General features: G+C 53.5%; 13 protein-coding genes. 8 read left to right on the forward strand and 5 right to left on the reverse strand.

Annotated elements, in window-relative coordinates:
* Positions 1-132: 132 nt before the first annotated feature.
* Genes DUT67_RS04820 through DUT67_RS04830 form a run of 3 tightly spaced genes read left to right on the forward strand, consistent with a single transcriptional unit; the run spans position 133 to position 1,978 of the window.
* Positions 133-750: a methylthioribulose 1-phosphate dehydratase gene (locus DUT67_RS04820; RefSeq protein WP_048261892.1), complete on the forward strand. Its 618-nt coding sequence runs from the start codon at positions 133-135 to the stop codon at positions 748-750.
* A complete protein-coding gene (mtnC, locus tag DUT67_RS04825; protein WP_011094991.1) occupies positions 747-1,436 on the forward strand; it encodes an acireductone synthase in 690 nt (229 codons plus the stop codon). The genes DUT67_RS04820 and mtnC overlap by 4 nt, the downstream gene beginning before the upstream one ends.
* Positions 1,433-1,978: an acireductone dioxygenase gene (locus tag DUT67_RS04830; protein ID WP_113625502.1), complete on the forward strand. Its 546-nt coding sequence runs from the start codon at positions 1,433-1,435 to the stop codon at positions 1,976-1,978. Before mtnC ends, DUT67_RS04830 begins: the two co-directional genes overlap by 4 nt.
* A gap of 246 nt (positions 1,979-2,224) precedes the next feature.
* On the opposite strand, the gene mtnA is transcribed toward DUT67_RS04830, so the two are convergent.
* Complete coding sequence (gene mtnA, locus DUT67_RS04835) at positions 2,225-3,253, reverse strand: S-methyl-5-thioribose-1-phosphate isomerase (protein WP_113632893.1); 1,029 nt, start codon at positions 3,251-3,253, stop codon at positions 2,225-2,227.
* Positions 3,254-3,371: 118 nt separating this feature from the next.
* On the opposite strand from mtnA, the gene mtnK reads away from it, so the two are divergent.
* Positions 3,372-4,574 (forward strand): S-methyl-5-thioribose kinase, encoded by a 1,203-nt coding sequence (gene mtnK / locus DUT67_RS04840; protein WP_113632892.1) that lies wholly within the window; start codon positions 3,372-3,374, stop codon positions 4,572-4,574.
* 75 nt (positions 4,575-4,649) lie between these two features.
* Here the strand turns inward: mtnK and yajD are convergent, their stop codons facing one another.
* Both yajD and fadE read right to left on the reverse strand, forming a co-directional pair.
* Positions 4,650-5,000, reverse strand: a complete 351-nt coding sequence (yajD, locus tag DUT67_RS04845) for an HNH nuclease YajD (protein ID WP_048261875.1) — start codon at positions 4,998-5,000, stop codon at positions 4,650-4,652.
* A gap of 265 nt (positions 5,001-5,265) precedes the next feature.
* On the reverse strand, positions 5,266-7,713 hold the full coding sequence (fadE, locus tag DUT67_RS04850) for an acyl-CoA dehydrogenase FadE (RefSeq protein ID WP_113632891.1): 2,448 nt from the start codon (positions 7,711-7,713) through the stop codon (positions 5,266-5,268).
* 347 nt (positions 7,714-8,060) lie between these two features.
* Between fadE and lpcA the strand changes: the two genes are divergently transcribed.
* Positions 8,061-8,642, forward strand: a complete 582-nt coding sequence (gene lpcA, locus DUT67_RS04855) for a D-sedoheptulose 7-phosphate isomerase (protein ID WP_005975726.1) — start codon at positions 8,061-8,063, stop codon at positions 8,640-8,642.
* Between the two features lie 50 nt (positions 8,643-8,692).
* Positions 8,693-9,460, forward strand: a complete 768-nt coding sequence (locus DUT67_RS04860) for a class II glutamine amidotransferase (protein ID WP_048261868.1) — start codon at positions 8,693-8,695, stop codon at positions 9,458-9,460.
* Here the strand turns inward: DUT67_RS04860 and dpaA are convergent.
* Together dpaA and DUT67_RS04870 are read right to left on the reverse strand one after the other, a co-directional pair.
* Positions 9,431-10,165, reverse strand: coding sequence for a peptidoglycan meso-diaminopimelic acid protein amidase (gene dpaA / locus DUT67_RS04865; protein ID WP_048261866.1), 735 nt, complete (start codon positions 10,163-10,165; stop codon positions 9,431-9,433). The two genes, DUT67_RS04860 and dpaA, sit on opposite strands and share 30 nt — an antisense overlap.
* A 268-nt stretch (positions 10,166-10,433) precedes the next feature.
* Positions 10,434-11,204: a class I SAM-dependent methyltransferase gene (locus tag DUT67_RS04870; protein WP_317616509.1), complete on the reverse strand. Its 771-nt coding sequence runs from the start codon at positions 11,202-11,204 to the stop codon at positions 10,434-10,436.
* A 222-nt stretch (positions 11,205-11,426) separates the two neighbouring features.
* On the opposite strand from DUT67_RS04870, the gene DUT67_RS04875 reads away from it, so the two are divergent.
* Together DUT67_RS04875 and dinB are read left to right on the forward strand one after the other, a co-directional pair.
* Entirely contained in the window at positions 11,427-12,227 is an 801-nt protein-coding gene (locus tag DUT67_RS04875) for a helix-turn-helix transcriptional regulator (protein WP_113625507.1), read from the forward strand.
* Positions 12,228-12,302: 75 nt separating this feature from the next.
* Entirely contained in the window at positions 12,303-13,361 is a 1,059-nt protein-coding gene (dinB, locus tag DUT67_RS04880; protein ID WP_113625508.1) for a DNA polymerase IV, read from the forward strand.
* Positions 13,362-13,363 lie beyond the last annotated feature (2 nt).

A 13,363-nucleotide genomic window follows, 5' to 3' on the forward strand; every position in this document is an offset into this window, starting at 1 on the left:
TGTTAGTATTTGGCAATCAAGACGCTTGGACGTTTAAATGGCTAAATGCCTTTGCGTGCTAAGACATAATGAAAAGATCTAAACCTTGCAACTGTATGCTTTGAAACAGAAAGACCAAAAACGGGAAGCCTCATGACTGAACATCAACAATTGACGGCGCTGCTTGCGGCCTGCCACTGGATCGGCGAGAAAGGCTGGTGTCCGGCGACGGGCGGCAATATGTCCGTGCGCCTGGATGACGCGCAGTGCCTGATTACCGAATCGGGTAAAGATAAAGGTAGTCTTCAGACAGAGGATTTCCTGCTGGTGGATATTGCCACTAACCATGTGCCCAGTGGCCGTACGCCGTCGGCGGAAACGGGGCTGCACACGCTGTTGTACCGCCGCGAGCCGACTATTGGCGCTGTGCTGCATACGCACTCGGTGAACGCGACGGTGCTGTCCCGGGTGGAGAAAGGCACTGAGCTGGTGTTGCACGGCTACGAAATGCAAAAGTCGCTTGCAGGGCAGACTACTCATTTGGATCGCGTGGCGATCCCGATTTTCGATAACGATCAGGATATTCCAGCGCTAGCGCAGCGAGTAACGGAGTTCGCTAGCCACACGCCGCTACGCTACGGTTTTCTGGTGCGCGGCCACGGTCTTTACTGCTGGGGGGCGACGGTGAAAGAAGCGCGTCGTCATCTAGAAGGGTTAGAGTTCTTGTTCCAGTGTGAATTGCAGCGTCGACTGCTGGAGGCGAAAGCATGATTAAGGCGATAGTCACTGATATTGAAGGCACCACCAGCGACATCCGTTTTGTTCACAGCGTGCTGTTTCCTTATGCTCGCGAGCGACTGGCCGATACGGTGCGACAGCACGACAGCGATCCTGAGATCGCACAGGTGCTGAACGCGCTGCGTCAGGAGTTAGCTCAGCCTGATGCAGATAGCGATACACTGATTGCCGCGCTGAATCAGTTTATGGATGAAGACCGTAAATCCACGTCGCTGAAGTTGCTGCAGGGCATTATCTGGCGTGCGGGCTACCGTAACGGCGATTTTCAGGGGCATCTGTATCCTGAAGTAGCGGCACAGCTCGCCGCGTGGCAGCAGCAAGGCCTGCACCTGTATGTTTACTCATCGGGTTCGGTGGAAGCGCAGCGGTTGCTGTTTGGTTACAGCAACGCGGGCGATCTGCGCCCGCTGTTCAGCGACTATTTTGATACCCGCGTCGGCGCGAAGCGGGAGACTGATTCTTATCGCACGATTGCACAAGCCATCGGGTTGCCTGCTGAGCAACTGTTGTTCCTATCGGACATTCGTCAGGAGCTGGATGCCGCGCAGGAAGCCGGTTGGCACACCTGTCAGCTTATTCGTGATGACGCGGATAGCGTAAGCCGTCACCGTCAGGCGGCTCGTTTTGACCAGATCGACTTACCGGAGTACGCCCAATGAGTGGATTAACCATTTTTAGCGACAGTGATGCAAGCCAGCCGATTTGGCAAAGCCAGGATGCCGATGCGATTCAGAAACAGCTGAATGATATCGGTGTCCGTTTTGAGCGCTGGGAAGCCAGTCAAAAACTGAGCGACGCGCCGTCCTCCGAGGAAGTGCTGGCGGTATATCAGCATGAAATCGATAAGCTGGTGGCAGAAAAAGGCTATCAGAGCTGGGATGTGATCAGCATGCGTTCGGACAATCCGCAGCGTGCGGAGCTGCGCACCAAGTTTTTATCCGAGCATGTCCATCACGAAGATGAAGTGCGCTTTTTCGTGGAAGGCGCGGGACTATTCTGCCTGCATCTGAACGGCAAGATTTACCAGATTCTGTGTGAGAAGAACGATTTGTTGTCTGTACCGGCAGGTACGGCACACTGGTTTGATATGGGGCCAGAGCCGCATTTCACTGCCATCCGCCTGTTCGATAACCCGGAAGGCTGGATCGCGCATTTTACCGGCGACAAGATTGCTGATGCGTATCCGAAGTTGGAGCGTTAGTGCTCTAGACTGTTGTAAACGAATGCTCTGTGAATGAACGAGTATGTTTCGTGCGTTTCGACATTTGCCGCTCTATGTTGCATGTTACGAAGCGCCCGACCCAGGGCGGCTCAATCGCCGTCGCCCTGGGAACTCTGGCTTTCGCCGCGTCCGTGCGGCTCATCCAGAAGCCCATCATCTCCTCTGCCCTGTTTTACTCACAGAGTAGTTACGCCGAGAAGAGTTGCATGACTGAAATTTATTTCTCTATTTCAACGCCGCCTGGAATATCCCTTCTTTGACGTCCTGTGGGGTGATTACGCCGGTGTCGAGTACCCAGCCGCTGATTAATGCGGCGGGGGTGACGTCAAACGCTGGGTTGTAGACTGACGCATTCTGCGGTGCCCACTGGCAGTGGCCGAAGCTGCCGGAAACGCCAGTGACTTCGGCTGCGGCACGCTGTTCGATAGGAATTGCCCGACCGTCTGGACACGCCGGATCGTGCGTGGTGTGCGGTGCCGCGACGTAAAATGGAATTTGGTGATAGTGCGCTAGCACGGCGAGGCTGTAGGTGCCGATCTTATTGGCGACATCGCCGTTGGCGGCAATGCGGTCTGCGCCGACCCAAATCGCATCGACCTGACCCTGCGCCATCAGGCTGGCAGCCATCGAATCACAGATTAGCTGATAAGGAATGCCGAGTTCACCCAGTTCCCAGGCTGTGAGGCGTCCGCCCTGTAATAGCGGGCGGGTTTCATCGACCCACACCTGCGCCACTTTCCCCTGCTGATGTGCACGCAGCAGCACGCCGATAGCAGTGCCGATTCCCGCCGTTGCCAGCCCGCCGGTGTTGCAGTGGGTCAGCAAGCGACTGTTGGATTTCACCAGCGCTGCGCCGTGATCGGCAATGCGTTCACACAGGGTGCGATCTTCTTCTACCAGACGCAGCGCTTCCTGCACCAGCGCATCGACAAACTGCGGCTGTGCCAGCGCTAGCTTCATGCGATCCAAATTGTTCATCAGATTAACGGCGGTAGGACGCGATGCCCGTAGCGTCTCCAGCGCTTGCGCCAGTTCAGTCTGCGATAAGCCTCTCTCCGCTAGCAGCGCGAGCAGCAGGCTGGCAGACAGGCCAATGAGCGGCGCGCCGCGTACCCGTAGCGTCTGGATATGCTCAACCAGTGACGCGACATCCGGGCAAGGGCTCCATCTTTTTTCTTGCGGTAACGCCTGCTGGTCGAGGATCCACAGTTGGTTATCTACGATTTTCAGGCTGGTTGTGTTAAGTGTCTGCATAGGTCGTTAAATCCATGTTGCATCGATATTCGTATTCTGCCAAGATGCCTGATAGATGTATAGACGTCCGAACGTTTTTATGTCCGTATCTTGAATTTAAGAATAGCGAGGAGTTGGAATGTCACTTTACCGCACTTTTACGGCGGATGACGCTGTTGAATATGCCCGCCAGTACGGCGGTGTCAGTCAGCCGCAAACGCTGGTAGCCGCAGAAGAGATCGGCGATGGCAATCTGAATCTGGTATTTAAAATTAAAGATGAAGCGGGCATCAGCCGGGTGATTGTTAAACAGGCGCTGCCCTACGTACGCTGTGTCGGGGAATCCTGGCCGCTGACGCTCGACCGCGCCCGTATTGAGGCCGAAACGTTACTGACGCACGCGCGTTTTTGTCCGCAACATACCGTGACCGTGCTATATCACGATCCCGAACTGGCGGTGATGGTGCAGGAAGATCTCTCCGATCATCGCATCTGGCGCAGCGAGTTGATCAAGGGAGTGGATTATCCTCAGGCGGCGGCGCAGTTAGGGGAATATCTGGCACAAACGTTATTCCATACTTCTGATTTCTATCAGCATCCGCATGAGAAGAAAGCGGCGGTGAGCCAGTTCACTAACCCTGAACTGTGTGAGATTACCGAAGATCTTTTCTTTACCGACCCTTATATCGATCACGAAAGAAATCAGTTTGATGCGGCGTTGACGCTGGATGTGCAGGCATTGCGTGACGATCGGGCGCTGAAGCTGGCGGTTGCTGGGCTTAAGCACCGCTTCCTAAGCAAAGCTGAAGCGCTGCTGCACGGGGATATCCACAGTGGATCGATCTTTGTGGCGGAAGGGCGCTTAAAGGCGATTGACGCTGAATTCGGTTTCTATGGGCCGGTTGGTTTTGACGTTGGCACTGCCATTGGCAACCTGCTGCTGAATTATTGTGGCCTGCCGGGGCTGTTAGCCCCGCGTGAAGCGGCGGCAGGGCGTGAACGGCGTCTGGAAGATATTCGTGCGCTTTGGCTGACCTTTTCTGCACGTTTCCTGGCACTGAGCGAAAGTGACAGCCGCGAGCCGACGTTGGCGGGATCGGGTTATGCCGCGCTGTTTTTACAGCAGGTTTGGCTGGATGCTATCGGATACTGTGGAACTGAACTGATTCGCCGCACGATTGGGCTGGCGCACGTTGCCGATCTTGATAGCATTCAGGAGACGGAAGCCCGTCTGGCGTGTCAGCGTCATGCGCTTTCGCTGGGCAGGACGTTGGTGCTGGCTGCTCCACATATTGCCGATGTGAATGCGCTATTGGCGCGTGTACGGCAGAGCGGTGCTTAATAATTAGTTAGCAATTCCATGATCCGCTCCCGTCAACGAACCGGATGGGAGCGGCAATCCTATGATGTTTTATCTCTATTTCTTCCCTTTATTCATCATGGCCTGTAAATCCGCAAAAGGATTATGCGTGGCAACCCCAACATCCTTCTGCGCATCTTCACCTGCAACGACGGTCGAACCGTACATATCTGCATCGGTGTATTTCGAATGCTCATTGTCGTGACAGTAGAGGCACAGCATTTCCCAGTTACTGCCGTCTTCCGGGTTATTGCCATGATCGTGATCGATGTGGTGAACGGTTAATTCACGCAGGTTGGAATAGACGAATTCGCGTGAACAACGACCACACACCCACGGGAAAAGTTTGAGCGCTTTTTCGCGGTAGCCGCTTTCAAGTCTGGCGTAGTTCTTGGGGATGTAAGCCATGTGTAGGGTTTCATTCAGAAGAAAAGATGGCATCGATTTTACAACTGATGAACGTGTAAAGGAAGGAACTGGAAGACTGTTAACCAACCTATTTGACGAATGAAAACGGGAGTAACGGAATAGAAGAGTAAAGCGTTTGCGCCAGGGATGGCGCAAGCCGAGCGCACAAGGATGTGTTTACAGCGTCTTTACGATCTATCCGTTACTACCGCTCCACTGCCTTTATCAGCAATTTTAGGCCGCCATATTGGCGGCCTGATTCTATTTATGCCGCTTCGGTTTTTCTTTCTGGTTGCGGTACGGACGCGGGATTGTTGGCGGCCAGCGCGTCGAACGCAAAGTCATCCACATTAATAGAACGTAAGCGGCTGGCTTCGGCTTTGGTCAGGATCCCCGCTTCTTCTGCGGTAATCTGACCTTCGATCAGCGCTTGCTCTGCCAGTTGATCCAATCGCATGAACGGCAGCGGTTTATCGCTGGCTTTCGACAGGCGTTGGTAAATCGGCTCGGCTGCGATGATATCCAGTAATGCCTCTTCCAGCAGCCCGACGGGGTTATGCTCACTGGCAACCAGATATTGGCCGCGTCCCAGACGACTACGCGTTTCCGATGGCGTTTGCAGAATCTTCGCGACCTCATGGTCGAGGCGGTCAGACGGCGCAGCGCAGCGCATGCCTAGTGGGAAGATAATGACGGTCAGCAACCCCGCCACGACACGATTCGGGAAATTGCGCAGCAGATCGTCCAACGCTTGCTCTGCCTGATGCAGACTATCCTGCACGCCCCAGTGCACCAGCGGTAGATCCGCTTTCTGGCGACCTTCATCCTCATAGCGTTTCAGCGTCGCAGAGGCTAAATAGAGCTGGCTGAGAATATCGCCTAAACGTGCCGAGATACGCTCACGACGCTTCAGGCTACCGCCCAGTACCGCCATCGATACATCAGACAGCAGTGCCAGATTCGCACTGAGGCGGTTGAGTTGTTGATAGTAGCGACGTGTTTTGTCGTTTACCGGCGCACGGCTTAGAAGACCGTGGGTCAGGCCGAGCCAGAAGCTACGTACCTTATTGCTGCCAACGTGGCCAATGTGCCCAACCAGTGCACGGTCAAAGCGCGATACATCGTTGTCCTGTGCGGCTGCCATTTCTTCCAGTACATAAGGATGACAGCGGATTGCACCTTGGCCGAAGATAATCATACTGCGTGTCAGGATGTTCGCTCCTTCCACGGTGATAGCAATTGGTGCGCCCTGATAGCTGCGCGCCAGAAAGTTGGACGGGCCGAGACAGATGCCTTTACCGCCAGCGATATCCATCGCATCCAGCACGCTGCGCTGACCACGGTGGGTACAGTGATATTTGACGATAGCGGAAAGCACCGCCGGCTTTTCACCCTGCATGATGCCGCTGGTAATCAGCGTTGCAGCGGCGTCCATCACGTAAGCATTACCCGCGATGCGTGCCAGCGGTTCTTCAATGCCTTCCATCTTACCGATGGAGATTTTGAACTGACGGCGGATGTGGGCATAAGCACCAATGCCGAGGGCAATCGACTTCAGCCCGCCGGTGGAATTGGACGGTAACGTAATGCCGCGCCCCACTGACAGGCACTCCATCAGCATGCGCCAGCCCTGACCTGCCATCTTCGCACCACCAATTATGTAATCCAGCGGAACAAAAATGTTCTCGCCCTGCGTCGGACCATTCTGGAACGGAACGTTCAGCGGGAAATGGCGGCGACCGATTTTAACACCGTCAGTATCCGTCGGAATTAACGCACAGGTAATCCCTACGTCATCCTCATCGCCTAACAGGTGATCGGGATCGTACAGCTTAAAGGCCAGCCCGAGCACGGTGGCGACCGGCGCGAGTGTGATATAGCGTTTATTCCAGGTCAGGCGCATACCTACGACCTGTTCCCCGTGCCAGTTGCCGTAGCAGACAATGCCGGTATCGGGAATTGAACCTGCATCAGATCCCGCTTCTGGGCTGGTCAGCGCAAAGCAGGGAACTTCCTGACCGCGTGCCAGACGTGGCAGGTAGTGATCTTTTTGCGCTTCCGTACCGTAGTGTTGCAGCAGTTCGCCGGGGCCGAGTGAGTTAGGAACACCGACGGTGATCGCTACAATGCTGGAGACGCCCGACAGTTTTTGCAGCACCTGCGCCTGTGCATAGGCAGAGAATTCCAGACCGCCGTATTGTTTTTTGATGATCATGGCGAAGAAGCGGTGTTCTTTTAAAAATGCCCACAGTTCCGGTGGAATATCGGCGCGTTCGTGGGTGATTTCAAAGTCGTTGGCCATTCGACAGGCTTCTTCAACCGGCCCGTCGATAAACGCCTGCTCTTCAGCCGTCAGCTGTGGGCGCGGGTAGTTATGTAATTTTTTCCAGTCCGGCGCGCCGCGAAACAGATCGCCTTCCCACCAGGTTGTTCCAGCATCGATCGCTTCTTTTTCCGTGTTCGACATCGGCGGCATGACCTTCTGGAACATGCGCAGCGCGGAAGCGGAAACCAGCTTTTGACGCAGGGCGGGAACCGTAATCGGAATCAGCAGAATTACGAGCGGAATCATCAGCCAGACGGGCCACAGTAGCATGGCGGACATGGCTGCGAAGTAGGCCAGTAGGATGGCGCTGCCGAGCAGCAGATTGAGCCGATGGTAAAACATCGCTCCGATGATAATCAGTAGGAGGAGGATACTGACAGCAACCATAACGTGTCTCCAGCATTGTGATCGAATTAAAGGTTTCTTCCCTCCACCGAGTATTGCGTGATAGTGGAAAGCGAGAACCGTTTCATCAGTGAAATAAGGCGTAAGAGGTCAATGTTGTAAGAGGTCTGACCTGTTGCTTATATTTGTTTTAGTTTATCTGATTATTTTTATCAATTCGTTTACATCATAATTACAACTCACTTCACAAACCGAACGGCCGTCACGCGTTTTCTGACGGGCATCAGCGATCCTCTCGATCCCGTGATTACGCGCTTCTCGCTGTTTGTTCAATCCGCTACACTGCATGCAGAAGATGATACTGTCACCAGACAAAATGAGAGGATTCCATGTATCAGGATTTAATCCGTAGTGAACTGAAAGAAGCGGCAGAAACACTGAATAATTTCTTGAGTGATGATGCGAACATTCAGTCGATTCAAAACGCTGCGGTACTGCTGGCTAACGCTTTTAAAGCGGGTGGTAAAGTGATTTCCTGCGGTAACGGTGGCTCACACTGTGACGCGATGCACTTTGCCGAAGAGCTGACGGGTCGTTACCGTGAGAATCGTCCGGGCTACCCAGCTATTGCGATCTCCGATCCAAGTCACCTGTCTTGTGTCAGCAACGATTTTGGCTACGATTTTGTCTTCTCCCGTTACGTTGAATCGCTGGGACGTGAAGGCGATGTGTTGCTGGGGATTTCCACTTCTGGTAATTCTGGCAATATCATTAAAGCTATTGCTGCGGCAAAAGCGAAAGGCATGAAGGTCATTACGCTAACGGGGAAAGACGGCGGTAAAATGGCAGGATCGGCCGATGTGGAAATCCGTGTTCCGCACTTTGGTTATGCCGACCGTATTCAGGAAATCCATATCAAAGCGATTCACATCCTGATTCAACTGATTGAAAAAGAGATGGCGGATCAGTAAGCCGCATTAATACGCTCTAAAAGGGCAAGAAGGGAAGGGTAGGAAGTCAGATGTGTGAACTGCTGGGGATGAGCGCGAATGTACCGACGGATATCTGCTTTAGCTTTACTGGGCTGATACAACGCGGTGGGAACACCGGTCCGCACCGGGATGGCTGGGGGATTACCTTTTATGAAGGGAACGGCTGTCGTACGTTCAAAGATCCGCTGCCGAGCTATAACTCGCCGATTGCCCGGCTGGTGCAGGATTACCCGATCAAATCGTGTGCGGTGATTTCACATATTCGACAGGCTAATCGCGGTGAGGTTTCGCTGGAAAATACCCATCCGTTTACTCGCGAGCTATGGGGGCGGAACTGGACGTACGCCCACAACGGGCAGCTTAAAGGCTACCACACCCTGAAAACGGGGATGTTTCGCCCTGTCGGCCAGACGGACAGCGAATTTGCCTTCTGCTGGCTGTTGTCCCAGCTGTCCGAGCGCTATCCACGCACGCCGGGTAACTGGCCTGCGGTATTCCGCTATATCGCTAAACAGGCGGATGTCTTGCGGGAGAAAGGCGTGTTTAACATGCTGCTGTCGGACGGGCGATTTGTGATGGGGTATTGCTCAACCAAACTCTACTGGATCACCCGCCGCGCGCCGTTTGGCAAAGCGACGCTGTTAGATCAGGATGTAGAGATTGATTTCCAGCAGCAGACTACGCCCAATGATGTCGTCACCGTGCTGGCGACGCAGCCGCTAACGGGCAACGAAACCTGGCATCAGATAATGCCAGGTGAATTCGTTCTATTTTGTTTCGGCGAGCGCATACTTTAAGGTTGGCTGGCTGGTCATCAGCGGTGGGTTAACGACGTATTGCCCGTTAAAAACCGTGATGGCCGGCGGCTGGTTGTGCTGATTAAAGTAAGCGTATCCCGGCTGAAGCTGTTTCCAGAAGCTGGCATAGGTAGAACTGCGGTGGCGCTGCATGTTCTGTTCCGTCATGCGGAACGGATAGATGGCGATATCAATTTTCGCCTGCCCGTGGCGTAGCGCCGCTTCTGCATAGCGATAAATCACATCCATATAGTTGTTAGTCATGGCATAGCAGCCAACCGACACACATTCACCGTGGATCATTAAATAGCGGCCAGAATATCCCTGTGATTTATCATAGTCGTTGGGAAAACCGATATTGATCGCGCGGTAATATTGGCTGTCTGGCTTGAGCTGGCGCAGATCGACCTGATAGAAACCTTCCGGGCTTTTTAAATCGCCTTCAACGCGTTTTGGCCCTAATCCACCCGAATATTTACAAATTGGATATTGTTCCAATAAACGATATTCGTTGCCGACTTTCGCATAGAGTTCGAATATTCGCTCTTCTTTAAAGATCTGAATATAGATCGGAGAGCCTAATAATTGCTGTTTTAATTCTTTTGCTATCGGCGCAAGCGGTGGTGCAGTCTCGCTGGCGGCGCTGGTAACAACAAGAGAAGGCAAAAAAAACAACATCGCAAACGACAGCGCGATTTTTTGCATTATGGTTCCTGATAATAAAATTGCCTGCTACACGCGGCATCCGCGTCGCGATACTGGTGCTTTAGCGAAAGCGTTGGGACAGCCGTTATCGTTCTGTATTTCGTCGCCAAATAGAGAACGACGAAAACGAAATCACATTATCATTGGTTTCATATTAATCAAGCGTTGAAAAGCGCTAGGAAATAACATTTACAAAAAACGGCCCGAAAGGATGCGGGCCGCCCAATTTGAGATCGTTTTTACGTCGTTAATTGCGGAGAAAAGCGTATTAGGCGCGGGTGGCTTCTATCATCATAATGTCGGTGACAAAGGAACCGTCTGCCTGTACGTCAAAATGCTGCGCCACCTCGTCCGCCAGCGTTTTTTGCAACTCACGGATGGCGATAGCGAAATGTTCAGGCGTGCGCATACGTGCGATCCAACTGCTGAATTCCAGCGTCAGCCTGTCGCTGGTAACATTGCGCACGGTAAACCCTGCTTCTGTAAACAGACTCAGCCATTCGCCCGGCGCGTAGTTGCGCACGTGCGACGTGTCGCGCAGCTTCTCTACCGTCTGCAAATAGATGTCCAACAACGGATGACCGGGCGAAACGACGTCCATCATGATCACGCGACCGCCCGGTTTCAGCACGCGCCGCATTTCACGTAACGCCTGCCCGACATCATGCCAGTGGTGTGCGGAATAACGGCTGATGATGATGTCCGCACTGCCGTTATCGAATGGTAAAGACTCGGCTACGCCTTGTTGAATGCGGATATTATTCAGCCCTTTTTGCTCTGCGGCCTGACTCACCACATCCAGCATTTGGGATGACAGGTCATAGGCGACAACCTCCGCCACGGCCTGTGCGGCGGCGAAGCTGGCATGTCCGGCACCGCAGCCAACATCGATCACGCGTGCCTGCGGAAAAGGAGCCAATAACGCTGCCAGTTGGGTTAAATCTTTGCCCTGCGCGTGCACCGCGCTGGTCAGGTAGCTCTGCGCCTGTGAGCCGAACTGGTGTTCGACACGACGATTATGATTCTGTTTTTCTTCCATCATTGCTCCCGCTTTATCTGAGTTTTTTCGTTTCGTCATGGTTAAACGGCGGCGCGCCTGCCAGTAAAGAAGACCTTAGTCTGAGAACACTATAATCAGGGAAAAATACGGGTACAATATGAGCATTTATACGGGTATAAAATACTCCCTGTTTGATTAGCACATTTTTGCCGCTGTCATCGTAAGTCACTTGGATGAACAGAATGAAAAGGACACTGGGTTATGTCTGCAAATACGTTTATGTCTGCCAATTCTCTGAGTGGTCCAAAAGCGCTAGGGGCTTTCTTACGGGCGCTGCGTGAGCGGACAACGCCGGAAATGGTCGGTCTGCCTGCCTCTGGGCGGCGGCGCACCAGTGGATTACGCCGCGAAGAATTGGCGCAAATCGCCCGAATCAGCACCACTTGGTATACCTGGATTGAGCAGGGGCGTGATGTGTCCGCTTCGGCATCTGCGTTGACCCGTTTATCGCAGGCATTAAAACTGGAACCCGCTGAACGTGACTACCTTTTTAGTCTTGCTGGCGTGAAGGATCCTCAGAAGCAGAATAGGGCAACGTTGCTGGATGCACAGGTTGCCGCCAGCCTGCACCACATTGCCTGCCCTGCGTATCTTCTGGATGGCTGCTGGAATATGCTCGCGTGGAATGCGCCGTCGGAACAGTTGTTTGCCGGGTGGTTGGGAAATGATTCCGAACCTAATCTGCTGCGTTTCATGTTTCTTAATCCATTAGCACGATCGCTGGTGGTGGACTGGCCGGAACGAGCAAAGCGCGTGGTGGCAGAGTTTCGCGCGGAATCAAGTCATTACGCGCCAACCGAGTCCGTTCGGCAAATCGTGATGGCGCTGTGTGAAGAAAGCCGCGAATTCAACCTTTGGTGGTCGCAGCAGGCGGTCACCGCCCGTGAAGGTGGCGAGCGGCGTTTTCATCATCCTTTGCTTGGCGATGTCGCCTACCATCAACAGACTTTCCATCCTGCCGGACATGGAGAAGTTAAACTGGTGATGCTCATCATGCAGTAAACGCAGCAAGCATCGTGCAACTTGTCTACACTGACTTTGATCTGTATATTCATACAGTGTTGTCAGAGGGCTAGTATGCGCAAAATCATTCATGTTGATATGGACTGCTTCTACGCAGCAATTGAGATGCGTGATAACCCGCGCCTGCGCGATATTCCTCTGGCGATTGGTGGAAGCGCCGATCGACGTGGCGTTATTAGTACCGCTAACTATCCTGCCCGACGCTACGGTGTCCGCAGCGCGATGGCGACCGCAACCGCCCTGCGCCTGTGTCCGCAGCTCACGTTGTTACCGGGGCGCATGGAGGTGTATAAGTCCACTTCGCGCCAGATCCGAGAAATTTTCGCCCGCTACACCTCTCTGATCGAACCGCTTTCTCTGGATGAAGCCTATCTGGATGTCACTGATAGCCCGCACTGCAACGGCTCGGCGACGCGTATCGCCGAAGAAATCCGCCGAACGATTGCGCATGAGCTGAATCTTACCGCTTCGGCAGGCATTGCGCCGATCAAGTTTCTGGCGAAGGTCGCGTCTGAGTTAAATAAGCCGAATGGACAATATGTGATTACACCGGAGCAGGTTGATGATTTCTTGCTCGCGCTGCCGCTGGAGAAGATTCCCGGCGTCGGGAAAGTGACGGCGAAACGGCTGGAAGAACGCGGTCTGCATACCTGTGCCGATGTGCGGGTATATGCGCTGGCGGATCTGCTCAAAGCATTCGGCAAGTTTGGTCGGGTGCTCTGGGAGCGATGTCAGGGGATTGACGATCGACGGATTTCACCGGATCGACTGAGAAAATCCGTTGGGGTGGAGAAGACGCTAGCGCAGGATATCCACGATTGGGATCAGTGTGAAAACCTGATCGAACAGCTTTATCAGGAGCTGGAAGTTCGTCTGAAACGGGTGAAACCCGATCTGCATATTGCGCGTCAGGGGGTAAAACTCAAGTTCGATGATTTTCAGCAAACGACGCAGGAACATGTGTGGCCGATGCTGAATAAACAGGATTTATTGAAACTGGCACAACAAACCTGGCAGGAGCGGCGTAAATCCAGAGGCGTCCGGCTAGTTGGGCTACATGTGACGCTGCTCGACCCGCAAATTGAGCGACAGTTGGTGTTTGATTGGGGATAGTC

Origin of the sequence: Pectobacterium peruviense, from assembly GCF_003312355.2 — a bacterium.
GTDB lineage: Bacteria > Pseudomonadota > Gammaproteobacteria > Enterobacterales > Enterobacteriaceae > Pectobacterium > Pectobacterium peruviense.

Excerpts from the sequence above, each read along its gene's own strand:
- DUT67_RS04820 (WP_048261892.1), top strand. The coding sequence starts at position 133 with ATGACTGAACATCAACAATTGACGGCGCTGCTTGCGGCCTGCCACTGG.
- mtnC (WP_011094991.1), top strand. The coding sequence starts at position 747 with ATGATTAAGGCGATAGTCACTGATATTGAAGGCACCACCAGCGACATC.
- DUT67_RS04830 (WP_113625502.1), top strand. The coding sequence starts at position 1,433 with ATGAGTGGATTAACCATTTTTAGCGACAGTGATGCAAGCCAGCCGATT.
- mtnA (WP_113632893.1), bottom strand. The coding sequence starts at position 3,253 with ATGCAGACACTTAACACAACCAGCCTGAAAATCGTAGATAACCAACTG.
- mtnK (WP_113632892.1), top strand. The coding sequence starts at position 3,372 with ATGTCACTTTACCGCACTTTTACGGCGGATGACGCTGTTGAATATGCC.
- yajD (WP_048261875.1), bottom strand. The coding sequence starts at position 5,000 with ATGGCTTACATCCCCAAGAACTACGCCAGACTTGAAAGCGGCTACCGC.
- fadE (WP_113632891.1), bottom strand. The coding sequence starts at position 7,713 with ATGGTTGCTGTCAGTATCCTCCTCCTACTGATTATCATCGGAGCGATG.
- lpcA (WP_005975726.1), top strand. The coding sequence starts at position 8,061 with ATGTATCAGGATTTAATCCGTAGTGAACTGAAAGAAGCGGCAGAAACA.
- DUT67_RS04860 (WP_048261868.1), top strand. The coding sequence starts at position 8,693 with ATGTGTGAACTGCTGGGGATGAGCGCGAATGTACCGACGGATATCTGC.
- dpaA (WP_048261866.1), bottom strand. The coding sequence starts at position 10,165 with ATGCAAAAAATCGCGCTGTCGTTTGCGATGTTGTTTTTTTTGCCTTCT.
- DUT67_RS04870 (WP_317616509.1), bottom strand. The coding sequence starts at position 11,204 with ATGGAAGAAAAACAGAATCATAATCGTCGTGTCGAACACCAGTTCGGC.
- DUT67_RS04875 (WP_113625507.1), top strand. The coding sequence starts at position 11,427 with ATGTCTGCAAATACGTTTATGTCTGCCAATTCTCTGAGTGGTCCAAAA.
- dinB (WP_113625508.1), top strand. The coding sequence starts at position 12,303 with ATGCGCAAAATCATTCATGTTGATATGGACTGCTTCTACGCAGCAATT.